The 23,941-nt window shown below is 71.7% G+C and carries 26 protein-coding genes; 11 read left to right on the top strand and 15 right to left on the bottom strand.

Annotation, left to right across the window (positions count from 1 at the left end):
* Positions 1–26: 26 nt before the first annotated feature.
* From ACWD6N_RS03195 to ACWD6N_RS03145, 11 genes are read right to left on the bottom strand one after another with little or no spacing between them, the layout of a single operon-like run.
* Positions 27–1,028, bottom strand: a complete 1,002-nt coding sequence (locus tag ACWD6N_RS03195) for an amidohydrolase family protein (RefSeq protein ID WP_354963983.1) — start codon at positions 1,026–1,028, stop codon at positions 27–29.
* Positions 1,028–1,552, bottom strand: coding sequence for a 3-hydroxyanthranilate 3,4-dioxygenase (locus ACWD6N_RS03190; RefSeq protein ID WP_354963982.1), 525 nt, complete (start codon positions 1,550–1,552; stop codon positions 1,028–1,030). Before ACWD6N_RS03190 ends, ACWD6N_RS03195 begins: the two co-directional genes overlap by 1 nt.
* Positions 1,549–1,977: a RidA family protein gene (locus tag ACWD6N_RS03185; protein WP_354963981.1), complete on the bottom strand. Its 429-nt coding sequence runs from the start codon at positions 1,975–1,977 to the stop codon at positions 1,549–1,551. Before ACWD6N_RS03185 ends, ACWD6N_RS03190 begins: the two co-directional genes overlap by 4 nt.
* Entirely contained in the window at positions 1,974–2,747 is a 774-nt protein-coding gene (locus tag ACWD6N_RS03180; protein ID WP_354963980.1) for a 2-keto-4-pentenoate hydratase, read from the bottom strand. The genes ACWD6N_RS03185 and ACWD6N_RS03180 overlap by 4 nt, the downstream gene beginning before the upstream one ends.
* The gene (gene dmpG / locus ACWD6N_RS03175) at positions 2,744–3,817 is read right to left on the bottom strand and encodes a 4-hydroxy-2-oxovalerate aldolase (protein ID WP_354963979.1); all 1,074 of its coding nucleotides are present in this window, start codon (positions 3,815–3,817) and stop codon (positions 2,744–2,746) included. The genes ACWD6N_RS03180 and dmpG overlap by 4 nt, the downstream gene beginning before the upstream one ends.
* The gene (locus tag ACWD6N_RS03170; RefSeq protein ID WP_354963978.1) at positions 3,814–4,743 is read right to left on the bottom strand and encodes an acetaldehyde dehydrogenase (acetylating); all 930 of its coding nucleotides are present in this window, start codon (positions 4,741–4,743) and stop codon (positions 3,814–3,816) included. The genes dmpG and ACWD6N_RS03170 overlap by 4 nt, the downstream gene beginning before the upstream one ends.
* Positions 4,740–5,537 carry a 2-keto-4-pentenoate hydratase gene (locus ACWD6N_RS03165; RefSeq protein WP_354963977.1) on the bottom strand — a complete coding sequence of 266 codons (798 nt, stop codon included), beginning with the start codon at positions 5,535–5,537 and terminating at the stop codon, positions 4,740–4,742. Before ACWD6N_RS03165 ends, ACWD6N_RS03170 begins: the two co-directional genes overlap by 4 nt.
* A gap of 22 nt (positions 5,538–5,559) precedes the next feature.
* Entirely contained in the window at positions 5,560–7,041 is a 1,482-nt protein-coding gene (locus ACWD6N_RS03160) for a 2-hydroxymuconic semialdehyde dehydrogenase (RefSeq protein ID WP_354964027.1), read from the bottom strand.
* A 23-nt stretch (positions 7,042–7,064) separates the two neighbouring features.
* Positions 7,065–8,402: an FAD-dependent oxidoreductase gene (locus tag ACWD6N_RS03155; RefSeq protein WP_354963976.1), complete on the bottom strand. Its 1,338-nt coding sequence runs from the start codon at positions 8,400–8,402 to the stop codon at positions 7,065–7,067.
* Positions 8,399–9,709 carry a kynureninase gene (gene kynU / locus ACWD6N_RS03150; RefSeq protein ID WP_354963975.1) on the bottom strand — a complete coding sequence of 437 codons (1,311 nt, stop codon included), beginning with the start codon at positions 9,707–9,709 and terminating at the stop codon, positions 8,399–8,401. The genes ACWD6N_RS03155 and kynU overlap by 4 nt, the downstream gene beginning before the upstream one ends.
* Before the next feature lie 20 nt (positions 9,710–9,729).
* A complete protein-coding gene (locus ACWD6N_RS03145) occupies positions 9,730–10,632 on the bottom strand; it encodes a tryptophan 2,3-dioxygenase (RefSeq protein ID WP_354963974.1) in 903 nt (300 codons plus the stop codon).
* 146 nt (positions 10,633–10,778) lie between these two features.
* On the opposite strand from ACWD6N_RS03145, the gene ACWD6N_RS03140 reads away from it, so the two are divergent.
* From ACWD6N_RS03140 to ACWD6N_RS03130, 3 genes are all read left to right on the top strand, one after another.
* Positions 10,779–11,243: an Lrp/AsnC family transcriptional regulator gene (locus ACWD6N_RS03140; RefSeq protein WP_354963973.1), complete on the top strand. Its 465-nt coding sequence runs from the start codon at positions 10,779–10,781 to the stop codon at positions 11,241–11,243.
* 153 nt (positions 11,244–11,396) lie between these two features.
* Positions 11,397–11,870: a hypothetical protein gene (locus ACWD6N_RS03135; RefSeq protein ID WP_387326240.1), complete on the top strand. Its 474-nt coding sequence runs from the start codon at positions 11,397–11,399 to the stop codon at positions 11,868–11,870.
* A 12-nt stretch (positions 11,871–11,882) separates the two neighbouring features.
* Entirely contained in the window at positions 11,883–12,722 is an 840-nt protein-coding gene (locus ACWD6N_RS03130; protein WP_354963972.1) for a class F sortase, read from the top strand.
* A 185-nt stretch (positions 12,723–12,907) separates the two neighbouring features.
* Here the strand turns inward: ACWD6N_RS03130 and ACWD6N_RS03125 are convergent, their stop codons facing one another.
* Positions 12,908–13,444, bottom strand: a complete 537-nt coding sequence (locus ACWD6N_RS03125) for an HNH endonuclease (RefSeq protein WP_074313833.1) — start codon at positions 13,442–13,444, stop codon at positions 12,908–12,910.
* Between the two features lie 349 nt (positions 13,445–13,793).
* Between ACWD6N_RS03125 and ACWD6N_RS03120 the strand changes: the two genes are divergently transcribed.
* From ACWD6N_RS03120 to ACWD6N_RS03085, 8 genes are all read left to right on the top strand, one after another.
* Positions 13,794–14,153, top strand: coding sequence for an ArsR/SmtB family transcription factor (locus ACWD6N_RS03120; protein ID WP_387326236.1), 360 nt, complete (start codon positions 13,794–13,796; stop codon positions 14,151–14,153).
* Positions 14,150–14,848, top strand: coding sequence for a cation diffusion facilitator family transporter (locus ACWD6N_RS03115; RefSeq protein WP_354963971.1), 699 nt, complete (start codon positions 14,150–14,152; stop codon positions 14,846–14,848). The genes ACWD6N_RS03120 and ACWD6N_RS03115 overlap by 4 nt, the downstream gene beginning before the upstream one ends.
* A 192-nt stretch (positions 14,849–15,040) precedes the next feature.
* Positions 15,041–16,123, top strand: coding sequence for a substrate-binding periplasmic protein (locus ACWD6N_RS03110; protein WP_354963970.1), 1,083 nt, complete (start codon positions 15,041–15,043; stop codon positions 16,121–16,123).
* Positions 16,120–17,547, top strand: coding sequence for a hypothetical protein (locus tag ACWD6N_RS03105; protein WP_354963969.1), 1,428 nt, complete (start codon positions 16,120–16,122; stop codon positions 17,545–17,547). Before ACWD6N_RS03110 ends, ACWD6N_RS03105 begins: the two co-directional genes overlap by 4 nt.
* Positions 17,547–18,737 (top strand): MFS transporter, encoded by a 1,191-nt coding sequence (locus ACWD6N_RS03100; protein WP_354963968.1) that lies wholly within the window; start codon positions 17,547–17,549, stop codon positions 18,735–18,737. Before ACWD6N_RS03105 ends, ACWD6N_RS03100 begins: the two co-directional genes overlap by 1 nt.
* 64 nt (positions 18,738–18,801) lie before the next feature.
* A complete protein-coding gene (locus ACWD6N_RS03095) occupies positions 18,802–19,860 on the top strand; it encodes a mechanosensitive ion channel family protein (protein ID WP_387326181.1) in 1,059 nt (352 codons plus the stop codon).
* A gap of 234 nt (positions 19,861–20,094) precedes the next feature.
* Positions 20,095–21,474, top strand: a complete 1,380-nt coding sequence (locus ACWD6N_RS03090; RefSeq protein ID WP_354963967.1) for an MFS transporter — start codon at positions 20,095–20,097, stop codon at positions 21,472–21,474.
* A 96-nt stretch (positions 21,475–21,570) separates the two neighbouring features.
* Complete coding sequence (locus ACWD6N_RS03085) at positions 21,571–21,999, top strand: globin (protein ID WP_354963966.1); 429 nt, start codon at positions 21,571–21,573, stop codon at positions 21,997–21,999.
* A gap of 33 nt (positions 22,000–22,032) precedes the next feature.
* Here ACWD6N_RS03085 and ACWD6N_RS03080 read toward each other — a convergent pair whose 3' ends face one another.
* The 3 genes from ACWD6N_RS03080 to ACWD6N_RS03070 form a co-directional block, all read right to left on the bottom strand.
* Positions 22,033–22,617, bottom strand: coding sequence for a type III secretion system chaperone family protein (locus ACWD6N_RS03080; protein WP_354963965.1), 585 nt, complete (start codon positions 22,615–22,617; stop codon positions 22,033–22,035).
* Positions 22,618–22,748: 131 nt separating this feature from the next.
* Positions 22,749–23,486 (bottom strand): serine/threonine-protein kinase, encoded by a 738-nt coding sequence (locus ACWD6N_RS03075; RefSeq protein WP_354963964.1) that lies wholly within the window; start codon positions 23,484–23,486, stop codon positions 22,749–22,751.
* Positions 23,483–23,929: an acyl-CoA thioesterase gene (locus ACWD6N_RS03070; RefSeq protein WP_354963963.1), complete on the bottom strand. Its 447-nt coding sequence runs from the start codon at positions 23,927–23,929 to the stop codon at positions 23,483–23,485. Before ACWD6N_RS03070 ends, ACWD6N_RS03075 begins: the two co-directional genes overlap by 4 nt.
* Positions 23,930–23,941 lie beyond the last annotated feature (12 nt).

The following is a 23,941-nucleotide window of genomic DNA, read 5'->3' as shown; positions in this document are numbered from 1 at the left end:
GAGCCAGCAAGCAAGGGCGACCGCGCTCAGCCGTGCAGGAAGCGCAGGGCGTTGGTGGCGAGGACCTTGTCGCGCTGCTCGGCGGTGAGGAAGTCGGCCGCGCGGACCACCGCGCCGGCCGGCCGCTCGCCCAACGGGTACGGATAGTCGCTGCCGACCAGCACGCGGTCCTCTCCCATGGTGTCGACCAGCAGGCGCAGCGCGGGCGGCGCGAAGACCACCGAGTCGACGCTGAACCGGTCGACGTAGCTGCTCGGCGGAGCTGCCGACGCGCCACGGACCAGGTCGCCACGGCGGTGCCAGGCGTTGTCGGCGCGGCCGAGCCAGAACGGGAAGCTGCCGCCGCCGTGCGCGAAGCAGAGCCGCAACGTCTCCGGCACCCGGTCGAAGACGCCGCCCAGGATCATCGCCAACACCGACAGGTGCGTCTCGGCGGGCATCCCGGTGAGCCAGCGGGCCATCCACCGGTCCAGGCGGGGGCCGCCCGGCATGTCCCACGGATGGACGAAGACCGGCGCCCCCACCTCAGCGCAGTGCTGGAGGAAGGTGACCACGCCGGCGTCGTCCAGGTCCCGGTCGCCGACGTGGTTGCCGATCTCCACGCCGACGTGCCCGGCGGCCAGGCAGCGGTCCAGTTCGGCGCAGGCGGCGTCCGGGTCCTGCAACGGCACCTGGCAGAACGGCACCAACCGGTCGCCGCCGCCCGCGGTGACCTCCAGGGTCAGGTCGTTGAAGATCCGGGCGACCTTCACGGCCTGATCGGCGGGGCGGTCGTAGCTGAAGAAGACCGGTGTCGGCGAGACGACCTGCACGTCCACGCCGTCCGCGTCCATGTCGGCCAGTCGGCTCGCCGCATCCCAACACTCGGCGCCGACCGGCCGGAACTCCGACTCCCCCACCATGATCATCGCGGCCCGCTCGGAGTCGACCCGCAGCCAGGGCCAGCCGGACCCGCCGCACGCGGCGCCGAGGTCCGGCCATCCCTTCGGTACGACGTGCGTGTGCACGTCGACCACGCCTGCGGGCATCAGCCCTTGCCCGGGTGCAGCGTGCCGCAGTTGGCGCAGGTACGCGCGGCCTCATCGGCGTAGAACGCCTGGAACACCGGCGGCAGATCGGCGGCGATGTCCCGGACCTGCAACTCGACCTCGTGCACCTTGTGCCCGCACTCCGGGCAGTACCACTGGAACGTCTCCAGCGTGCCCTCCTCGCGGACCCGCTCGACCACGACACCGATCGAACCGGCCTCCGGCCGCTGCGGCGAGTGCGGGGTGTTCCGCGGCAGCATCCACATCTGCCCCTCGCGCACGTGCACCGTGCGCGGCCCCTCGGGGCTCATGAGGTTGATGTGCATGTTGCCCTTGACCTGGTAGAAGAACTCCTCGTACGGGTCCACGTGGAAGTCGGTGCGCTGGTTGGGCCCGCCCACCACCATCACGATGAAGTCGTCCCCGCCGGGGAACATCTCCTTGTTGCCGACCGGCGGCTTCAACAGGTGCTGGTTGTCCGCGATCCATCCCGGAAAACTGAACGGCTCGGCGATCTCACTCACGACTGACCTCCCGAGGGAAGAAGGGCCACGGCCTGAATCTCGATGAGCAGGTGCGGGTGGGGCAACTGGTGCACCGCCACCGTCGTGCGGGTCGGCCCGGACGCGTCGAAGAACTCCGCCCACACCTCGTTGTAACCACCGAAGTCGTTCATGCTGACCAGGTACGACGTCACCTGGACGAGGTCGGCCAGGTCGGCGCCGACCGAGCGCAGCAGATCCCGGACGTTCTCGACGACCGCGCGCGTCTGCACCCGGATGTCGAGGTTCGTCGTCCCGAACTCGTCCACCTCGACACCGGCGAACGAGTTGTCCGCCCGCCGGGACGACGTACCGGAGACGAAGACGAACCCGCCCGCGACCTTGACGTGCGGAAACGCCCCCCGCGGTGTGGCCTTTCCGGCCACCACCCGCGCCCCGCCGCTCATGCCGACGCCTTCAACGACGCCGTGCCGAGCTTCTCCACCACGGCCCGCACGTGCGCACCCGGACGCAGCGGCACCGCGGCGGTGGCGGCGCCGGCCAGGAAGACCCACCCGGACTGCAGGCGCACGCCGTGCCGGCCGGCCAGCCGGATGCCCTCGTCGAGCGCCCGACGCGGATCGCCGAGGATCGCCGCCGTCGAGCCGACCTGAACGACCCGCCCGTCGACCTCCAGCAACACGCCGAGGTTGTCCAACCCGTCCGGCACCGGCGACCACGGCCCGATGACGAACGCCGCGGCCGAGGTGTTGTCTGCGATCACGTCCGGCAGGGAGAACCGGAAGTCGGCGTACCGGGAGTCGATCAGCTCGATCGCCGGGGCGACCGCGCGGACCGCCGAGGCGAAGTCGCCGACCTGCTCGCCCGGCTCGGGCAGCCGGTCCAGCAGGAACGCCACCTCCGGCTCGACCCGGGGGTGGATGTACGCGGCCGGGTCGACGACGCCGCCGTCGGGCACCCGCATCGCGTCGGTGAGCCGCCCCCAGATCACCTCGTCCACGCCGACCTGCGCCATCTTCGCCTTGCTGGTCAGACCCATCTTCAGCCCGACCAGCCGCTCACCCCGGTCCAGTCGGCGCTGCACCAGCGCCGCCTGCACGCCGTACGCGCTCGGCACGTCCAGCCCCACCTCCGCGGCGAGCTGTGGAATGGCGGTGGCGGTGTCCGCCGCCGCGCCGAGTTTCGCCGCGACGCCCACGGTGTCCACGCCGATCATTGCGCCACCTTCTTCTCGCGCTGACCCACCAGGTCCAGCGCCACGTCCACGATCATGTCCTCCTGGCCGCCGACCATCCGTCGCCGTCCCAGCTCGACCAGGATCGAACGGACGTCGACGCCGTACTTCGCCGAGGCCCGTTCGGCGTGCCGCAGGAAGCTGGAGTAGACCCCGGCGTACCCCAGGGAGAGCGTCTCCCGGTCCACCTGGACCGGCCGGTCCTGCAGCGGACGGACCAGGTCGTCGGCGGCGTCCATCAGCGCGAACACGTCGCAGCCGTGCCGCCAGCCGTGCAGCTCGGCGACCGCGACGAAGACCTCCAGCGGGGCGTTGCCGGCGCCGGCGCCCATCCCGGCCAGTGAGGCGTCCACCCGCACGGTCCGACCGTGCGCCGCGTCGGCGTCGGCCGGGGCGGACCCGGTGACCCGGCCGTGCTCGACGGCGAGCACGCTGTTGGCCACCCCGAGGGACAGGTTGTGGTGGGCGTGGATGCCGATCTGCGTCTCCGGCTCCAGCACCTGCCGGTACGCGTCGACGCGCTGCGCCACGTCGGACATCAGCAGCCGGCCACCCGAGTCGGTGACGTAGACGCAGTGCGCGCCGTACGACTCCATCAGCTTGGCCTGCCCGGCCAGCCCGGCCGGGTCGTTCATGTGCGACATCATCAGGAACCCGGCCACGTCCATGCCGTTCTCCCGCGCCCAGGAGATGTGCTGGGCGGAGATGTCGGCCTCCGTGCAGTGGGTTGCGATGCGGACGCTGGTCACCCCGAGGGCCTTCGCCGCCTTCAGGTCGGCGATGGTGCCGATGCCCGGCAGCAGCAGGGTCGTCAGCTTCGCCGTGGTCAGCACCTCGGCGGCAGCGGAGATCCACTCGGCGTCGCTGGCCGCGCCGTGGCCGTAGTTGACGCTGGAGCCGGCGAGCCCGTCGCCGTGCGCCACCTCGATAGCGGCCACCCCGGCGGCGTCCAGCGCGGCGGCGATGGCGCGCACCTGGTCGACCGTGTACCGGTGGGCAATGGCGTGCATGCCGTCGCGCAGCGTCACGTCCTGGATGTACAGGGCCGTCATCGGGCGATCACCTCACGCAGCGCGACCAGCCGCTCCGCGGTACGCAGCGCGGCGGAGGTCATGATGTCCAGATTGCCGGCGTACGCCGGCAGGTAGTGCCCGGCGCCGGAGACCTCCAGGAAGACCGACACCTGCAGGGCGGTGAGCTGACGCCCGAGCGTCGGCAGGTACGCCTCCACCCGGTCGAACTGCACGTCCTGCTTGAGGCGGTAGCCGGGGACGTACTCCTGCACGGTCGCCACCATGTCGGCCACCCCGGCGGCGATGGCGGCGGTGTCGGCGTCGGCGTCCGGGCAGAGGCAGTAGACGGTGTCGCGCATCAGCAGCGGCGGGTCCGCCGGGTTCAGCACGATGATCGCCTTGCCCCGTTCGGCGCCGCCGACCACCTCGATGGCCCGGGCCGTCGTCTCGGTGAACTCGTCGATGTTGGCCCGGGTGCCCGGCCCGGCCGAGCGGGACGCGATCGACGCGACGATCTCCCCGTACGCCACCGGGGTGACCCGGCGCACCGCGGCGACGATCGGCACGGTCGCCTGCCCGCCGCAGGTCACCATGTTCACGTTCGGCTCGTGCAGGTGCTCGTCGAGGTTGACCGGCGGCACCACGTACGGGCCGAGCGCGGCGGGGGTCAGGTCGACCACCGTGCGGCCGTGCGCGCGCAGCACCTCGTCGTGTCGCCGGTGCGCGCCGGCCGACGTGGCGTCGAAGACCAGCTCGACGTCGGCGAACTCCGGCATCGCGACCAGCCCGTCCACGCCCTCGGCGGTGGTGGCCACGCCGAGCCGGCGGGCCCGTGCCAGGCCGTCGGAGGCCGGATCGATGCCGGCCATCGCCACCATCCGCAGCTGGCTGCTGAGCCGCAGCACCTTGATCATCAGGTCGGTGCCGATGTTTCCGGAACCGAGCACCGCCACACCGGTCGTCACTGACCACCCTCCTTGCTGAAACACGTCCGCACCGAGCCCAGCCCGGAGATCCGCGCCTCGTACGCGGCCCCCGGAGTGACCGGAACCATCGGGCCGAGGGCCCCGGAGAGCACCACGTCCCCGGCGCGCAGCGGGTCACCCGCGCGAGCCAGCGTGCCGGCCAGCCAGTGCAGGGCGTGCAGCGGGTTGCCCAGGCAGGCCGCGCCGGCGCCCACCGAGACCGGCTCACCGGCGTGCTCCAGCACCATCCCGCAGAGCCGCAGGTCGAGGTCGGCGAGCCGGCGCGGCGTGGTGCCGAGCACGAAGAGCCCGCTGGAGGCGTTGTCGGCGACCGTGTCCACGATGGAGATGTCCCAGGCGGCGATCCGTGAGTCGACGATCTCGATCGCCGGCAGCACGTGGTCGACGGCGCGGACCAGGTCGACCGTGGTGATCCGCGGCTCCGGTAGATCCTTGCCGAGCACGAACGCGACCTCCGCCTCGACCCGCGGCTGGAGCAGCCGGTCGATGGCCACCTCGGCGCCGTCGGCGACGGCCATCGCGTCGGTCAGCATGCCGAAGTCCGGTTGGAAGACCCCGAAGCTCTCCTGCACCGCCCGGGAGGTAAGCCCGATCTTCGCGCCGACCCGGCGCTCGCCCTGACCCTGCCAGGCCCGCGCCTGGAGCTGCTGCACGCGGTACGCCGACTCGACGTCGCCCTCCGTCAGCAGCCGGCCGCGCAGGGGTGGGCACGGCTTGCCGGTGGTGCGGGCCTCGGCCAGCTCCCGGTTGGCGGCCTCGATGTCAGCTTTCATGCCCGCTCCTCGCTGCGGTGGCTCACGACAGGTCCACGCAGACGTTGGTGAGTTCGGAGTAGAAGTTCAACGAGTGCACGCCACCCTCGCGGCCGATGCCGGACGCCTTCACCCCGCCGAACGGGGTACGCAGGTCGCGCAGGAACCAGGTGTTGACCCAGACAATGCCGGCGTCCAGCCGGGCACCGGCCCGGTGCGCACGGCCCACGTCCCGGGTCCACACCGTCGCCGCCAGCCCGTACTCGGTGCCGTTGGCCAGCGCGTACGCCTCGTCCTCGGTGTCGAACGGCGCGACGTGCACCACCGGGCCGAAGATCTCCTCGCGGTTGGTGCGGGCGTCCGCGCCGAGCCCGGTGAGCACCGTCGGCTGCACGTACGACCCGCCGTCGCGAGCGTCACCGAAGGTGGGCGTGCCGCCGCCGGTCAGCACCTTCGCGCCCTCGGCGCGGGCCAGCTCGTAGTGGCCGAGCACCTTGGCCCGGTGCTGATGGGAGATCAGCGGCATGGTGGCCGTCGCCTCGTCGGCCGGCCAGCCGTACGCCAGCTCGCCGGCCCGCTTCGCCAGCCGGGCGGTGAACTCCTCGAAGATCGGACGCTGGACGTAGATGCGCTCGGTGCAGAGGCAGACCTGCCCGCCGTTGGTGAAGCTGGAGCGCACCGAGCCGGCCACCGCAGCGTCCAGGTCGGCGTCGGCGAAGACCAGGCCGGCGTTCTTGCCGCCCAGCTCGAAGCTCACCGCCTTCACCCCGTCGGCGGCGGCTCGCATGATCGCGCCGCCGGTGGCCGACTCACCGGTGAAGGTGATCGCGTCCACCCCGGGGTGGCGGGTGAGGAACTCGCCGGCCGAGTCGGGCCCGAACCCGTGCACCAGGTTGAACACCCCGGCCGGTACGCCGGCGGCGGCCATCACCTCGGCGAGCACCGTCGCCGAGGCCGGCGTCTCCTCGCTGGGCTTGATCACCACGGCGTTGCCGCAGGCCAGCGCGGGGGCGACCTTCCAGGTGAGCAGCAGCAGCGGCAGGTTCCACGGCACGATCACCGCGACCACGCCGACCGGCTTGCGGACCGCGTAGTTGAGCGCCCGACCGCCGGTCGGCGTGACCGTGGTGAACGACTCGGTGGGCGCGGTCGCCACGATCTCCGCGAACGCCCGGAAGTTCGCCGCGCCCCGAGGGATGTCCAGCGTGCGGGCCTGGGCGATGGACTTGCCGGTGTCGGCGACCTCGGCGGTGACCAGGTCGTCGAAGCGGCGTTCCAGCTCGTCGGCGACCCGGCGCAGCACCTCGGCGCGCTCGCGTTCGCCCATCCGGCCCCACGGCCCGCGCAGCGCGGCCCGGGCGGCGGCCACCGCGTCGTCCACGGTGGACTTCGACGCCTCGGCCACCTCGAAGACCTGCTCGCCGGTCACCGGGCTCATTTTGGTGAACGTCGGCCCTCCGTCGACGAACTCGCCGGCCACGAAGTTGCGCAGCCGCGGTGGCCCGGCTGGCGCCCGGCCGTCCATCAGTCGGGGATCCCAGCTGCCAGTCATGCGCGCCTCCCTCGGCTGAGCGCCGCGCCGATCGCACCGACCAGCAGCAACGCGGCGCCGCCGGCGAGCACGCCGAGCGCCCGGTGCTGCCGGCGGACCCGACGGCGAACCTCGGCGTACGGGGTGGTGGAGAAGGACACCAGCTCGTACTGGGAAACGTACCGGCCGGGCAGCGCCCGTTCCAGTGCGTGCTCCACCCGCCGACCGAGCTGGAAGACCGGTGAGGCGACCTTGTCCCGCATCTCCACGAAGTTGGTCAACGCCATCCTCGCGATGGCCTCGGCGTTCTCCTGCCGCCGCCGCTGGAACAGGGGCAGCGCCGCCGCCCAGTCGTCGGCGCACTCGTCGAGACAGCGGTCCAGCTCCACCACGTCCTCGAAGGCGCAGTTGGCGCCCTGGCCGTAGAACGGCACGATGGCGTGCGCGGCGTCGCCGAGCAGGCCGACCGTGCCGTTGACCTGCCAGGGTGTGCAGCGGACCGTGCCGAGCACGCCCACCGGGTTGTGCTGGTAGTCGTCCACCAGGCCCGGCGCCAGCGGGATCACGTCCGGGTAGTGCTGGGCGAAGTGCCGCTCGATCGCGGCCGGGCTGTCCAGCGAGGCGAAGCTGCCTGCGCCCTGGTTGGGCCAGAACAGCGTGCAGGTGAAGGAGCGGTCCGGGTTGGGCAGGGCGATCATCATCGAGGTGCCGCGCGGCCAGATGTGCAGCGCGTCCGGATCCAGCGCGAAATCCCCGCCCAGTGGCGGCAGGGTCAGCTCCTTGTAGCCGTAGTCGAGGAGATCCACGCTCTCGCTCAGCAGCCCGTGCGCCAGCAGCTGCCCGCGTACCGCCGAGCCCGCGCCGTCGGCTCCAAGCACCACCGACGCCTTGGCGGTGACCGGGCCCTGCGGGGTGTCGAAGGTCAGGCCGCCGTCGGTCGGGTCGAGCCCGACCAGCCGGTGATCGAAGACGATCCGTACGCCGGGCAGCTCGGCGGCCGCGTCCAGCAGGGCGTTGTTCAGCGCACCCCGGCTGATCGAGTTGATCGCCCGGTCACCGGCCGCGCTGTACGACTGGAACTGCGGCTCCCCCTCGACCGGGTGGATCATCCGGCCGCGCATCGGCAGGGCGTCGGTCATCACCTGCTCGTCGAGGCCGATCCGGCGCAGCGCGTCCAGCCCGCGCTCGGAGAGCGCCAGGTTGATGGAGCGGCCCCGCTCCGCCGTGCCGGCGCGCGGGTCCGGCCGGCGCTCGTAGAGCGCCACCGGGTAGCCGCGCCGGGCCAGGAAGCAGGCGGCCAGGCAGCCAGCCAGTCCGGCGCCGATGATCGCGATCTCGTCGCGCTGGGAAGTCATGAGGACACCTGCCCAACCGTCGCGGCGAGCGCTGCGGCGGCCCGCCAACAGTCGTGATACGTGGAGTAGAGCGGCACCGGGGCGAACCGGACCACGTCCGGCTCCCGGGCGTCCGCGATCACGCCGTGTTCGTGCCGCAGGCGCTTGGTCAGCTCGGCGGCGCTACCGGCGCCGATCCGCACCGAGAGCTGGCAGCCCCGCCGGGCGGGGTCGCGCGGGGTGATGACGCGCAGCGGCCGGTCGGCGGTGACCTCGTCGAGCAGTTGCTCCAGCCAACCGGTGAGCCGCAGGCTGCGGACGCGCAACGCCGGCATGCCGACCGCGTCGAACAGCTCCAGCGAGGTGCGCACCGGGCCCATCGCGAAGATCGGCGGGTTGGAGATCTGCCAGGCCTCCACGGTGGCCGGTGGCCGGGACACCGGCGTCATCTCGAACCGGGTGGCCGCCGCGGTGCTCCACCACCCCTCGAAGCGGGGCAGGTCGGGGTCGCCGAGGTGCCGCTCGTGCACGAAGACACCGGCCAGCGCGCCCGGCCCCGAGTTCAGGTACTTGTAGGAGCACCAGGCGGCGAAGTCGACGTCCCAGTCGTGCAGGGCCAGCGGCACATTGCCGACCGCGTGCGCCAGGTCCCAACCGACCACCGCGCCGGCCGCCCGGCCGGCGGCCGTGATCGCCGGGATGTCGAGCAGCTCGCCGGTCAGGTAGTTGACCCCGCCGAGCAGCACCAGCGCCACCCGGTCACCCTCGGCGGCCAGGTATCCGGTCACGTCCTCGGTGCGCAGGGCGTCCTCGCCGGGGCGCGGGCGCAGCCGGACCACGGTCTCGTCCGGGTCCAGGCCGTGGAACCGCGCCTGGCTGCGCACCGCGTAGCTGTCCGAGGGGAACGCGGCGTCCTCGATGACGATGCGGGTGCGGGCGCCGGCCGGGCGGTAGAAGCTGACCATCAGCAGGTGCAGGTTGACCGTGAGCGAGTTCATCACCACGGTCTCCGCGGGCCGGGCGCCGACCAGTCGGGCCGCCGGCGCCGTCAACAGCTCGTGGTACGGCAGCCAGGCCCGCTCCGCCTCCAGGTGCCCCTCGACGCCGAGCCGCTGCCAGGCGTCCAGATCGGCGAGGAGTTCGTCACGGGTGGCCCGGGGCTGCAGTCCGAGCGAGTTGCCGGCGAGGTACGCCGACTCGGCGTGGCTGCCGCCGTCGGCCGGCGGCACGTGGAACAGGTGCCGGTGGCCCGGGTCGGCGTCGTCCAGGCGGCGGGCCTCCGCTTCGCCAGCGGCGAAGCCCAGTGGCTCGGTTTGAGGGGTGTGCACAGGGGTGTCTCGCTCTCCGGTCACATCGCGGTGCGGGCCGACCACAGCTCCGGGAAGACCACCCGGGCCATGCTGCGCTGCAACCACGCCAGTCCGGCGGAGCCGCCGCTGCCGACCTTGGCGCCCATTGTCCGCTGCACCGCCTTGACGTGGTTCCACCGCCAGTCGCCGAACTCCTCGGCGACCCCGCTCAACGCCTCGCCGAGCAGCCGCAGGTGGTTGTCCGGGCCGGCGTCGGCGTAGATCCGCACCCAGGCCGCCTCGACCGACGGCTGCGGGTCGTGCTCGACCGCCACGTCCCGGTCGAGCAGGTCGGCGGGGAGGTCGAAGCCGTGCCGGGCGAGCAGCGCGAGCACGTCGTCCCAGAGGCTCGGGCTGGCCAGGGCGGCGCTGAGCTCGGCGTACACCTCGGTCTGCCGGCGGAACGGCCGGATCAGCGCCGGATCGCGCAGCCCGAGCAGGAACTCCAGCTGCCGGTACATCGCCGACTGGAAGCCGGAGCCCTCGCCGAGCAGGTTGCGGAACCGGTTGAAGTCGGCCGGCGTCATCCAGCGCAGACCCTGCCAGGCGGCATTCAGCCCCTCCAGGTGCAGCGTGGCGCGGCGCAGCGGGGCCAGCGCGTCCCAGACCCGGTCGGCGCGCAGCAGTCGCTGGGTCTCCCGCAGCTCGTGGCAGGTCAGCCCGAAGTACAGCTCCATGATCTGGCTGACCACCAGGAAGGACATCTCACCCGGGTCGGTGCTGAGCGGGTGCTGCAACTGGTGCAGGGCGCTCGCCTGCACGTACGCGTCGTACGGCACCAGCTCGGCGAACTCCAACGTCGGCTCGCCGCCGTTGCGCGCGGCGCGGGCGGCCCGCTGCCGCGGGGTCACCGGTCGCACCGTGGCGGCGCGGTTCGGCGCCCGCCGCTCCGTCTGATCCACCATTGGTCTCCCTCCCCCGGACTGCCGACGTCATGATCTCGCGGTCAGATCGGCCTGCGGAATGCCGGATCAACGGCTTCCGCCGCGTTCTCCTGGTGAAACAAAGGCAGCTAGGCGAATTGAGTTCACGAAAGTAAGGTCTGAGCGTGGACGACATGGACTGGGCGCTGCTGCGTGAGTTGCAGGCCGACGCGCGGCTCTCCTTCAGCGAGTTGTCCCGGCGGGTGCACCTGTCCCCACCTGCGGTCGCCGAACGGGTCCGCCGGCTGGAGGAGGCCGGGGTGATCACCGGCTACCACGCCCACGTCGACCTGACCCGGGCCGGTCGCACCGTGGTCGCCCTGATCCGGATGTCCTGCTACGGCGCGCGGTGCATCCTGCACGATCCCGCGGTCGCCGGCTGGCCGGAGATCCTGGAGATCCACCGGATCACCGGGGACGCGTGCAGCATGCTCAAGGTGGCGGCCGGTTCGATCGGCGAGTTCGAGGCGGTCATCGACCGACTCGCCCCGTACGGTCAGCCGTCGAGCACGATGGTCCTGTCCTCCCCGCTGGACTGGCAGCCGATCACCCCGCTCCCGTCCGCCGGCACCACCTCACGCCACCGCTGACCCCACCCGCACCCTGCCCTCCTGCGGGTTTGCCCCCTGGCCAGCGGGAAATCAGCGCGGTGCCCAGGGGAGGGTTCCGGCGGTCGTCGCCGGGAGGGGGAAATCATGCAGGGTCTTCGCACGATCAACCGCGCGCTCTCGGCCGCCCTGACACTGGTCGGGCTGGTCGGGGCATTCGTCCTGATGTCGGTCTCGCCGGCACGCGCCGGTGAGAACACCTTCATCGAGGTGACGCCGAACAGCGTCCAGGCCGGCAGCCGGGTCAATATCCGGGCGAGCTGCGACAACAACAACAATGAGCAGGCCAACGTGCACTCCGACGCGTTCGGGAACGTGATGCTCAGACCGGACAAGGGGTTCCTGACCGGCGAGGTGACCGTCCCGGGCGACAAACAGCCCGGTGACTACCCGGTCGACCTGCGCTGCCAGAACGGCCAGACGGCCTCGACCATGCTGACCGTGCTGAACATGGCCTCACCCAGCAAGGGGCCGGCGACCGGGGGCGGCGGCACGGCCGGCGGTCACGGCACCGGATCGCTGCTGGTACTCGGCGGGGTGGCGCTCGTGGCCACCGCGATCGTGCTCGGCATGGCCGGGAACCGGCGCCGGACCGGAGCCGGCTCCTGAGCCGGATCAACCATGAGCCGCAGAACCGCGCGTGCGCGGCCGGACCACGGTGCCCGCAGCCGGGCCGGGGCAACGCTCCGCGCCTCCGGCCGGCTGCTGGCCCGCGCCTCCGGCCGGCTGCGCCGGGTCGCGGGGCAGGCGGTGTCGGCCAGCGTAGCCACCACCGACCCGGCGACCCGCCCGCTGCCGCCACGCCGTCCGGCCGGGTCGCCGCCGGCCCGGTGGCGGTTGGGCACCGGACCGGGAGTGCCGGTGCTGGCCGTCGCCGCGCTGATGGTGCTGATCGTGGCGATGCTCGGCGTCGAGCAGGTGACCGGGATCAGCATGCTGCCCGACCGGCTCAGCGCCGGTCTGCGGCCGCCGCCGAAGAAGTTTCCGGTACTGCCCGCCAGCCGCCCGACGGGTCTGGCCATCCGCACGCTGGACCTGCAGGCGCCGGTGCATGACGTGGGCATCGCCCCGGACGGCACCATCGCCGTGCCGGACGCGGCCCGCGCCCAGGAGGCCGGCTGGTACGACCAGGGCCCCGCACCCGGCCAGTACGGCCCGGCGGTGATCGTCGGGCACGTGGACACCACCAGCGGGCCGGCGGTCTTCCACCAGCTGCGGGAGTTGCGTTCCGGCGACCAGGTCGAGGTCACCCGCTCGGACGGCAGGATCGCCGTCTTCGAGGTCGACTCGGTGGAGCGGTTCGACAAGGGCCGGCTGCCGGTGGACGAGGTGTACGGCGACTTCAGCCGCCCGAGCCTCCGGCTGATCACCTGCGGCGGCCGCTGGGTCGGCGGCGAGACCGGCTACTCGGACAACGTGGTGGTGTTCGCCTCGTTGGTCAAGTCGCGTGAGGGTGGCTGAGGTTGGGGTTGTTGCGGGAGCCCGACCCGCTCCGGGCGGTCAGGCTTGATCCCTGCGCGGGTCGGGCTCCCGCAAACCCTCGCGCCGGCCATTGCCGCCTTGAGCCGCCGGGCTCAGGGGTGGCTTCAGCCCCGGTTGCGGCGTCGGGTCAGGCGGCGGTGTTTGGGTCAGCGGGCGGCTCTGGGTCAGGCTGCGGCTTCGGGCTCGCGCAGGTCGAGCCAGTCGGCCCAGCGCGGGTCGGGGGCGCGGTGCCCGAGCACCCGCCAGGCGGTGCCCTTTGGCGCGGCCGGCAGGGCGTGCAGCCGCCAACCCAGCTCGGCGGGGGTCTTGTCGCCCTTGGTGTGGTTGCACCGCGCGCACGCGGCGACCACGTTCTCCCAGGCGTGTCGACCGCCCCGGCTCCGCGGGAAGACGTGGTCGATGGTCTCCGCCGGGCCTCGGCAGTAGGCGCACCGCCACCCGTCCCGGGCGAAGATCGCCCGGCGGGAGAGCCCGACGTGGGTGCGGTACGGGACGCGGACGAAGCGGGTCAACCGGACGACCGATGGCACTGGGAGCGCGTCCCGCGCGCTGTGCAGGATGCCGTCACCGTCGGCGACGCAGACCGCCTTGGCGGAGAGAACGAGGATCGCGGCTCGACGCACCGACACGACACACAGCGGCTCGTAGGTGGCGTTGAGGACCAACGCGCCGGAGCCCACCGTGGGTCGTATGTCAGGCATCGCGCTCACCCTCCCGGTTCAGCGGCAGCTGGGCGCCGCCGCCGACCGGAGTGGGGCACGACGACCCACACGGTCGACGCCGGTCCGATCACCGACGTCCGTTGCGCCAATAGTCCCTGATCGGACCCCGGATTGCACGTACTAATCCCTCTTGGGGTATGAGGATCATCCGCATCCGGGCGGATCGCCGTCCCGACCTGGGAGAACTCTGCCGTTGCCTGACAGCGGTTGCCAGCCCTTGCCGGTCTCACTTGTGCCGGATCTGTGCCCGATGATCTTCGATCCCACCCCTTCCTGGAATCGCACCGACATCTTCCTATTCATCGCTCAATCTGGCTATCATCGCGTTATGGCGATTGATTGCACTCCTGGCCTGGCTCCGGCCGTGGCGCTGTTCCGGTCTCTCGGGGATCCGGCCCGGCTTGCGATTCTGCGCCGAATCGCGTCCAGCGAGGCTCGGGTGGTCGACCTGACTGGCGAGCTGGGGTTGGCGCAGTCGACGGTGTCAAAGCACTTGGCGTGTCTGCGTGACTGTGGCCTGATCGACTACCGGGTAGAGGGTCGCCAGTCGTTCTACGCCCTCACCCGGCCTGAGCTGCTGGATCTACTGCGCTCGGCGGAACAGGTCCTCGCTGCCACCGGCGAGGCCGTAGCTCTGCGCCCGGTCTACGGGACTCCGGCCGACTCCACCTTGGGAGTGAGCGCGTGAGTGCGTCGCTGCTGACTCCGGAGCGTCGGGCGGTGCTGTCCCGACGCAGCCTTTGGCTGGCCTATGCGACCGCCGGTTACAACCTGCTTGAGGGCCTCGTCGCGATCGCCGCTGGCGCGGCGGCCTCCTCCACCGCCCTGATCGGCTTCGGCCTGGACTCCTTCGTCGAGGTGTCCAGCGCAGCAGTCGTGATCTGGCAGTTCCGCTCTCGGGTGCCCGAGGACAGGGAACGACTGGCGCTGCGGCTCATCGGCGCATCGTTCTTCGCCCTGGCAGCCTGGGTCACCTTCGACGCCGTCCGCTCATTGCTGTCCGGGGGAGACGCTGACGCCAGCCGGGTCGGCATCGGCCTTGCCGTCGCGTCGCTGCTCGTGATGCCGTTGCTCGTTCGGGCCAAACGTCGCACCGGCAGGGAACTCGGCTCGGCAACAGTCATGGCCGACTCGACACAGACGATGCTGTGCACCTATCTGTCTGCGGTGCTGCTCATCGGCCTGGTCCTCAACGCCGCTTGGGGTTGGTCATGGGCCGACCCGATCGCGGCACTCGTGATCGCCGGGGTGGCAATTAAGGAAGGAATTGAGGCATGGCGGGGTGAGCACTGCGACGAATGCACACCCCTGCCTGCCGTCGATACCGCTACCGACCAAGCCTCAGGCTGCGGCAATGGCTGCTGCGCCGACCGCACGGTGTAGCCCTCTCTTCTGGTAAGCGGATCACCCGCACCGGGGCCGATTCGTACCCTTCTGGGGTCTGTGGTGTCCTTGGCGCGGTGGCAGCGCCGAGGGCGTGGCGTGTCCAAGGTCCACTCGGGGCTCGTCGCGGTGTGGACCACGCTCCGGTCGGCGGTGCTCGGGTATGGATCGGCCCGGATAAGATCGTCGGTCGTGACCCCGACCTCGCGCCGACTGTCCGCCCTACTGCGGCCGCTTCGGAGCTGGGCGCCGGCGCTGGTCCTGTTGGGGGCGGTGGTCGCGGCCGCGGGGGTCGTGGCCGTCGGACTGCGCGGTTCCCCCGCCGCGCCGTCCCGGGCTGTACTGGTCTCCAGCGGTGCGTGGGCACCGTTCGTGGGTCCCGATCTGCCCGGCGGCGGCCCGGTCACGGAGCTGGTCGTCGAATTGCTCAGCCGGTCCGGATACTCCCCCGAGGTCAGGTACACGTCCTGGCCCCTGGCCGAGGAGACGGTTTCCTCCGGAGCCTCCATCGGGGCGTTTCCGCTGGTGGCCAGCGAGTCACGGCGTACCAAGTTCCTCCTCTCCGACCCACTGATCGACTTCGAGTACGTGCTGTTCTACAACCGCCGCAACGGCGAGCCGAAGGTCTCGTCCGCCGGCGACCTCGGTGCGTTACGAGTGGGCGGCATCGCCGGGTACGACTACTGGGACGAGTTGGAGTCGGCGGTTCCCGAATTCGTGGAGTTCGAATCGGCCCTGGAGGGTTTCCAGGCGCTCGCCGACGGCCGGATCGACCTGCTCGCCGAGGGGCTGCTCCCCGGTCAGGCGGTGCTTGCCGACCCGTCCTTCGCCGGTGACGCCGGGGACTTCGGTCACCTCCAGGGCGACAACCGGCTGGTGCATTCGGTGCAGGGCCTGCACTTCATGATGGCGGACACCAACGAAACCGCCTCGGTGATGGCGAAGCTCAACGGAGTGCTCACGAAGATGCGTCAGAGCCAGGAGTACGAGGACATCATCGCCGGGCTCGAACCGTCCGCGTTCGACGAGGTGACCCTGACTCCGGTCGCTCTGTCAGGTCTGGTGGAACTCCTCGACCAGGAAGGCAAGCCGGTTCTGCTCGCTCCGAAGGGCACCAGGGCGCGAGTGCTGGCCTGGCCCGAGGCGTTCGTCGGAACCGGCGGCCCGCCGTCGGCAAAGGTCCTCGTCAAGGTGAAGGTGACCAACGGTCCCGCGCAGGGCCGGGTGCTGCACGTCGATGCCCGTGCCCTGCTGCTCGATCCGGGGACGGAATGATCCAGCTACGGATCCTGGCCCCGGTCGCGGTGGACTACTACGCCGTGCCTGGTGCGTCTCTGCGCGATCCTCATGGGTACGCGCGGTTCTGGGCCGACCAGCAGCGGGCGGTGGACGAGCTGCTGGCGGGGCTGGCGCCGGGCCCGGTGGCGGATGTGCCCCGGCGTCCCCCGTCCGTCGTGCTGGAACACACCCGGGCCACACGTTCGTTGAACCTCTACCGCACCATCGACGACCATGCGATCGAGCGGACGACGCACGTCCTCACCGGCACGCTGCACCCTGAGCACCTGCCGGGAGTGTTCGGCGGCGTCACCACCGCTCCGCATGTCGGGGTCGTCGAGATCAGCTTCCGGCTGTACGACCACGGCCTGATGTTGCTGGAGATGCTGGCCGACGTTGATCCGCGGCCCGCCGAGCACACCGAGGGCCTGGCGAGCCGCCTCGACGAACTCCAGGCCCGAGCGGTGGCGATGGGTGAGCGGGCAGCGCGGGAGATCGTCGCGCGGTACCTGGATCCGCTGCTGCGCCTGCTGCGTGCGGCCGACCGGGACAACCGGATCCTGGTCGCGGCGACCCCCGAGGGCGACCCGTTGACGGCGGAGTTCGGCGAGCCGCTCTGGGTCACCCGCAGCCTCGTACTCGACCCGGCCGAACCGGGAGCCGACGCGGTGACCCGGCACTGGATCAAAGACGTGGTGATCGCCGACGACGTCCGCGACCCGGCGGACCGGCTGCTCGACGGCGACCTGGAGCACCTGGTCCGCTGGCTGAACTACATCTTCCTGGACCGCACCGGGGTCGGCGGCCGGATGCTGCCCGGTGACCCGTTCCGCGACCAGTGGGACGCCCTGCGCTACGCGCAGGTGTTCTACGGCGCGCTGGATCGGATCGACGCCCGGCTGTCGAAGATCCTCGCGGATTCGGCGGCGGCCGATTCCCGCTGGGAACTGGAGCAGCTGAAGGGGAACCTGTTGGGGCTGAGTCAGCGCGCGGAGCTGATCATCATGGAGCGCCAGGACCTGTCGAAGTACCTCAAGCGCGCGGTACGGGCGGAGATGGACGCCATCCTCGGGTTCTGGGACTACGAGAGCTTGCTGGCACAGCCGGTCCGGTTCAAGATCGAGGTCTGCGACCGGCGCCTGGCCGAACTCGCCACACGGCGCACGGCCCGTTCGGCGATGTTCACCGACCTCATCCTGCTGGGCATCGGCGTGACGTCGATCCTGGGTACGGCGCTCGCGGTGACCGAGTTCGGGCGGTCGATGACCAACGACCCGGGCATGGCCGTCTACGACCTGGGACGCTCGTCGATCATGGCTTGGATCGCCGGGCAGCCCGCGGACGCCGTCCTGATCACGTCCGGCATGGTGTCGCTGCTGTTGGTGATCATGTATCTGTTCTTCCGTCGCGACCGGACCTGATGCGAACAGCCCTGCGCAGCCGCCCGATCCGGACGCTGGCGATCACCCAGTTCCTGCTCGAAGTGCAGTTCTGGTTTCCGATCTGGCTGATCTACCTGCTCGATCTGGGCTTCCCTCTGACAACGGCGGTACTCGCCGACGGAGCGTTCCGGATCGTCTCGGTGATCTGCGAGTTCCCGGTGGGGCTGGTCGCCGATCGGATCGGGCGGCGGGCCACCTATCTGGCGCTGGCCGGTGCGACGGTGCTGACCTTCGCCGTCATCACGCAGATCCGGTCCGTGCAGGTGCTGTTCGGAGCGTGGGTGCTCTGGGGTGTGCTGTGGGCGTTGTCGTCCGGCGCCGCCAGCACCTACCTGTACGAGCTGTGCGCCCAGGACGCTCTCGACATCGACCCGGCCAGGGCGATCGGGCTGGTACGGGCGGTCGGCAACGTGTCCGTCCTCGTCTCGCTGCTGGCCGCGGGCTACCTGTACGACGTGGACCACCGACTCCCGTTCGCCGTCACCGCCGTACTGGCCGCGGTCGCGTTCCTGCTCGCGTTCACGCTGCCGGAGATCGCCGGCTCACGGGTGGTCGCCACGGTCTCCTCGGTGCTGGCGGACATCCGGGGCGCGGCAGCCGACCCCCGCGTACGTCGGGCCGTGCGGCTGGGCGCGCTGCTGCTGCTGTTCGGCTGGAGCGCCCGCATCCTCTTCCAGCCACTCGCGCTGCATCTGGGCCTGTCTGCGCAGGTCACCGGATGGATGTACGGGGTGTTCGCGGCCGCCTCGGCGCTCGGTGGGCTGGTCGCCGGATACGTCCGCCCGGCGCACCGCGCCGGTGCGCTGAGCGCCGCGTTCCTCCTCATCCTCGCCGCGCTGGTGGCGACCAACCAGATGGACCGGCTCGGCCCGTTCCTCTTCCTGCCGATGATGGGATTCGGGTACACCCTCGGCCTGACGGTGCTGGAGGTCTTCACCAACGAGGTCACCCCGCGGGCGGTACGCGCCACGATCTTCGGGGTGATCGCCTGTGTCGGTGGTGTCGGCATCGCCGTGGCCCGCCCCGGTCTCGGGATGCTGGCGGAACGGCACTCCACGACCTTCGCGTTCGGGATCTGGGCTGGCGTGGGCGTGCTGCTGATCGGCCTGGCGGTGCCGGGAATCCGCCGGATCCGGGTGGCCGCCGCCCACCCGACATCCGACCGCTGAGCGAGCAGGTGTTCCCCGCGGCAGATCACCCGGCCGGTGGGTCGCCGATGGTCGCGCCGACCCGTTGCGGTACGAAGACAGGGTGAGTGCCGCCAGCGTGACGCCCCTTGCCCTGTCCACCGCCCCGTCGGTGAGCTGTCAGGGCAGTTCCTCCTGCGAGTTCCTGTACCGAATGACCCACTCGGCGTGGTTCGCCGAGGGCAGCTACTGGATCCTGCTCAAGCCGCTCCGGGTGCTGCTGATCGTGGCGCTGGCGATGGTCGCCCGCTGGGCGCTGCACCGGACGATCAACCGGTTGGTTCGGACCACCACCGACGGCGCGGTGCCGACGATGCTGCGGCCGCTGCGCGAACGGGTGCCCACCGCCGCGGTCAACCCGACCGAGTTCGTGCCGGAGCGGCGTCGGCAGCGGGCCGAGGCGATCGGCTCGGTGCTGCGCAGCCTGACCACCGCGTTCGTCTTCGGCATCGCGCTGCTGATGATCCTGCGCGAGTTCAGCTTTGACCTGGCTCCGCTGCTGGCCAGCGCCGGGATCGCCGGCGTCGCGCTGGGCTTCGGCGCGCAGAGCCTGGTCAAGGATCTGATCGCCGGGTTGTTCATGCTGATCGAAGACCAGTACGGCGTGGGTGACACCGTCGACCTGGGCGAGGCGACCGGTGTGGTCGAGTCGGTCGGGCTGCGGGTCACCACGGTGCGCGACGGTCGCGGCGTGCTCTGGTACATCCGCAACGGCGAGATCGTCCGGGTGGGCAACAAGAGCCAGGGGTGGGCCCTGGTGGTGGTGGACCTCCCGATCGGTTTCAGCGGCACCGAGGAGGCGACCGCCGTGTTGCGGACCGCGGCCGCCTCGGTGGCGGTGGACCCGGAGCTGTCGCCGGAGATCGTGGAGGCGCCGGAGGTGCTGGGCGTCGAACAGATGACGGTGGACGGCGCGGTGATCCGGACGGTGGTGAAGACGACCGCCGACGGGCAGTTCGCGGTGGGCCGGGAGCTGCGCCAGCGGCTGGCGGAGGCGCTGGAGAACTCGGGGATCACCGCACAAATCGCCTCCTCGCGCATTTATCCCGGTCTACTGAACCGGCCGTTGGCCGACGGCGAGACTGGTCAGGGCGGTGCGACCTGACCCGGCGGGCACTGTCCGCGAATCCAGGGGTCGCGGGCCACCCGGCCCCTCAGGTATCGTCCGTTCGTTCAGTCGGGGATGCGACGAACGATCCGTTCGCGCTAGCTAGTTGTCAGACGATCGGGCAGAATCCGGAGCACGCGTTCCCGCCGGAGCGTGATCACATCCTCGCTGATCCGTAGATCTGACGAGTGTTCCCGGCCGGGCTGCCACGAGCGGTCTCTCCGGGGGCCGATGGAGGCGACGGTGCCCGACGAGCGACCTTCCGTGGAAGGCCCGGCCACTTTCCGCGAGGTGTTCGACCAACGCGAGTTCCGGGCCGTCTTCACGGCCGGCGCCCTCTCCTGGGTGGGTGACTACGTCGCCAAGGCCGCCGTCACCCTGCTCGTCTACCAGCAGACCAAATCCGTCGCGCTCTCCGCCGCCGCCTTCGCGGTCAGCTACCTGCCCTGGCTGCTCGGTGGGCCTCTGCTCGCCGCGCTGGCCGAGCGGCACCCGTACCGGCGGGTGATGGTGGCGTGTGACGTGATCCGGATGGCGCTGATGCTGCTCATCGCCATCCCGAACCTGCCCGTCCCGGCCGTGCTGCTGCTGATCTTCGCCGCCACGCTGGCCAACCCGCCCAGCCAGGCGGCGAAGTCCGCCCTGATACCGCAGATCCTCGCCGGGGACCGGCTGGTCGTCGGGTTGTCGCTGAACAGCAGCATCGGGCAGGCCGCCCAGGTCGTCGGCTACCTCGTCGGCGCCGCCGTCGCCGCGATCGACCCGGCCCTCGCGCTGCTGATCAACGCGGTGACCTTCGCCGTCTCGGCGCTGATCGTCCGGCTGGGCGTCCGCGACCGGGCCCCACTGATGACCACCGCGCACCGCAGCCACCTGCTCCGCGAGACCGCCCAGGGGTTCCAGATCGTGTTCGGCACACCGGTGCTGCGGGCCATCGCGGTGCTGGTCTTCAGCGCGATGCTCTTCTCGATCGTTCCGGAGGGGCTGGCCGCGGCCTGGGCCAACCAGGACACCGGCGGCGACCTGGACGCGGGCGTGGCGCAGGCGGTGATCATGGTGGCCAACCCGGTCGGTTTCATCCTCGGCGGGCTGCTGGTGAGCCGACTGTTCGGCCCGGCCCGGCGGCTGGCCCTGATGCGGCCGCTGGCCGTGTTCGCCCCACTGGTCCTCGTGCCGGCGCTGTTCGACCCACCGCCGCTGGTGGTGGCTCTGCTCGCGGCCCTCTGCGGGTTCGCGGTCGCCGGCATGCTGCCGATGGCGAACGGGCTGTTCGTCCAGGCGCTGCCCGCCATCTTCCGGGCCCGCGCATTCGGCGTCATGGCCACCGGCGTGCAGGTCATCCAGGGTGTGGCGGTGCTGGTCACCGGGCTGCTCGCCGACCGGTTCGACATTCCGCTGGTGGTCGGTGTGTGGAGCGCCGCCGGGGTGCTGCTGATGATGGTGGCCGCGCTGCGGTGGCCGGACAAGCAGACCGTGGACGGGACGATCGCGGCGGCGACCGCGGCCAACGCCGAGTCACATGGCCCGGACAGCCCGAGCGCCGGCGGCACGGGGGCGGCGGCCCCCGAGCCGCGGACCGGCGACGGCCGCCGCCGGCACGCGGTCACCTGAGCCGGTCCCTGCCGGCGCCGACGGGAGCGGGCGGCGTGACCCGACGCACGGCGTCCGGGTCGGACTGGCGCGGGCCACACCTGGCAGGATGGAACGGTGAACCCCGCAGGCGAATCCGACCGACCCGGTGCATCGACAACCCTCTTCGAGGCGGTCGGCGGCGAGCCGACCTTCCGCAAGCTGGTGGCCGAGTTCTACGCCGGCGTCGCCACCGATCCCCTGCTCCGGCCCATGTACCCGGAGGAGGACCTGGGCCCGGCGGCGGACCGGATGACCCTGTTCCTGATGCAGTACTGGGGCGGCCCGAACACGTACTCCGCCCAGCGGGGGCACCCGCGGCTGCGGATGCGGCACGCGCCGTTCCGCATCGGCCTGGCCGAGCGGGACGCCTGGCTGCGGCACATGCGCCGCGCCGTGGACCGGCTCGACCTGGAGCCGGAGATCGCCGGCGCGCTCTGGGACTACCTGGAGCGGGCCGCGCACTTCATGGTCAACGCCGTGGACGAAGCGGCCGACGGCGCCTGACGGGCCCGTCACGGCGCCCGCCCGGCGGCAGCCTCAGAGCAGCGCGCCCTCGTCGTGCAGCCAGTCCACGAAGCTGGTGGCCACCGCGGCGCCGCAGTCGAGCATCTCGACCAGCAGCGCGTCGTGGGTGCCGGCAGCGAGCGGCACCTGCAGCTCGGCGTAGATCGGCAGCTGCCCGCGCTCGGTCGGGTCACCGATGTACGCCTTGCAGAACCGACGGGTGTGGTTCCACTCGTTGACCACCCGGTAGGCCCGGTCGGCCCAGTCCGGCGGCACCGTGGCGTGCGGACGGGCCCGCATCACCAGAATCTCGTCCTCCGGCCCCTCGAGGGTGACCAGCACGGCGTGCCGCTCCCACATGGCCAGCAGGTTGCCGTCACCGTCGGCCAGATATCGCACGTCGAGCAGATCGAGTGCGTCACACACGCGACGCAGGCTCACCGCCTCGACGGTGGCCGGCATCTCGGTCAGCACGGGCCGCTCGTTTCCCGGACAGTCGTCCCCCGGCTGCCGAGGGCTGGGCGGCCCGACCCGGACCGCGCTCTCGACTGTGATCCCCCTTCGGGCTTCCGGATCGCCGCCCTCAGCGGGACCCGGGCGCCATGACCACCACGGCATCGCTCGCGCACCTCACTCCCCAGCGGATCCAGCCGCCTACGGTGCGTTGGATCCGAGGATGGACGGTACCCGGACAGCCGAGTTGAAGCACCCCCCCAACGACCGCCCCAGCCCAGAAGAATGACCAGGGGTCATCCGTTCGGACGAGTCGCCAGGGGTGTGACGGCGAGATCCGTGGCCTTCTGCAACCAGGCCGCTCCGTATGGTCCCACCAGGCCAACCCAACGGCCGGCCACCCGCACCTGGACGGCGGCACCCGCGGGGGCGCCCGCCGGGCGGTCAGCCGTGCCCAGGAAGCCCATCCGCGTCAGCCCCTGCACCAGTCGCTGCGGCACCTCCACCGGCGGACCGGGCGGGTCGTCCGGAGTGACCAGCACGGCCACGTGGTCGAGCAGCGCGTCACGCAGCGCGCGTTGGCCCACCGCGCGACCGGCCACGCCGTGCTCACTCGCGGCGCGCAGGGTGCCGGCCGCCGCGCCCGCGATCCGCCACAGCTCGGCGGCGGGCAGCGCCTCCACCGGTTGGCTGCGGGCCGGCGGCAACGGCCACCGCCACTGCGCGTCCCGGCGGGCCGGCAGGGCCGCGCCCCCACGCTCCAGCTCCGCCAGCAGCTCCGGAGCCGCCACGGTGACGTCCGTGGACGCGCCGTCGGCCGGGCCGCCGTCCACCGTCCGGACCACCAGCACCTGCCACGGCAGCCGGGCCCAGAGGGCGACCCGGCCGGCGGCACCGGCCGGCCGCAGCCGGACCGGCGCCACCGGATCCAGCCGGACCAGCCGGGCCAGGAAGGCACCCGCGTCGGCCACCCCGGTGAGGCCGTGCCCGGGCGGCGCCGCCCGGTCCGGCCCAGCCGTGTCCGGCCGGGTCACGCAGCGCCGCCCTGCGGGGCGTAGGTGAGCAGGAACTCGCGCTCCTCGGCGCTGATCCGCCGGGGCACCTGGCGGGTCAGGTCGAACGGCACCAGCACCGAGCGGGCCCGGCTGGCCAGCACCTCGCCGTCGTACAGCTCGTAGGCGACGGTGAACCGGGAGGCCCGGATCTCCTCCACCCACAGCTCGATCCGGACGGTGGGTGCGGCCTCCGCGGTGGCCCGACCCAGCGCGTAGTCGACCGGGCGCAGGTAGTCGACCTCGTGCCGGCGGATCACCACCCCGTCGGCGAACGAGCCGACCCCCCAGGCCCGGCCGCCGGCGAACATCAACGCCACCCGCGCCTCCTCGTACAGGGTGAGGAAGCGCGAGTTGTTGACGTGGCCGTACGCGTCCAGGTCGGACCAGCGCAGTGTGCAGTGGTAGACGAACCGGTCAGACACCTTGTCGGCCGG

This window comes from Micromonospora sp. NPDC005163, assembly GCF_053599835.1.
Note: the sequence above shows the minus strand (reverse complement) of the source record. Positions and strands in the feature narration are given on the sequence as shown.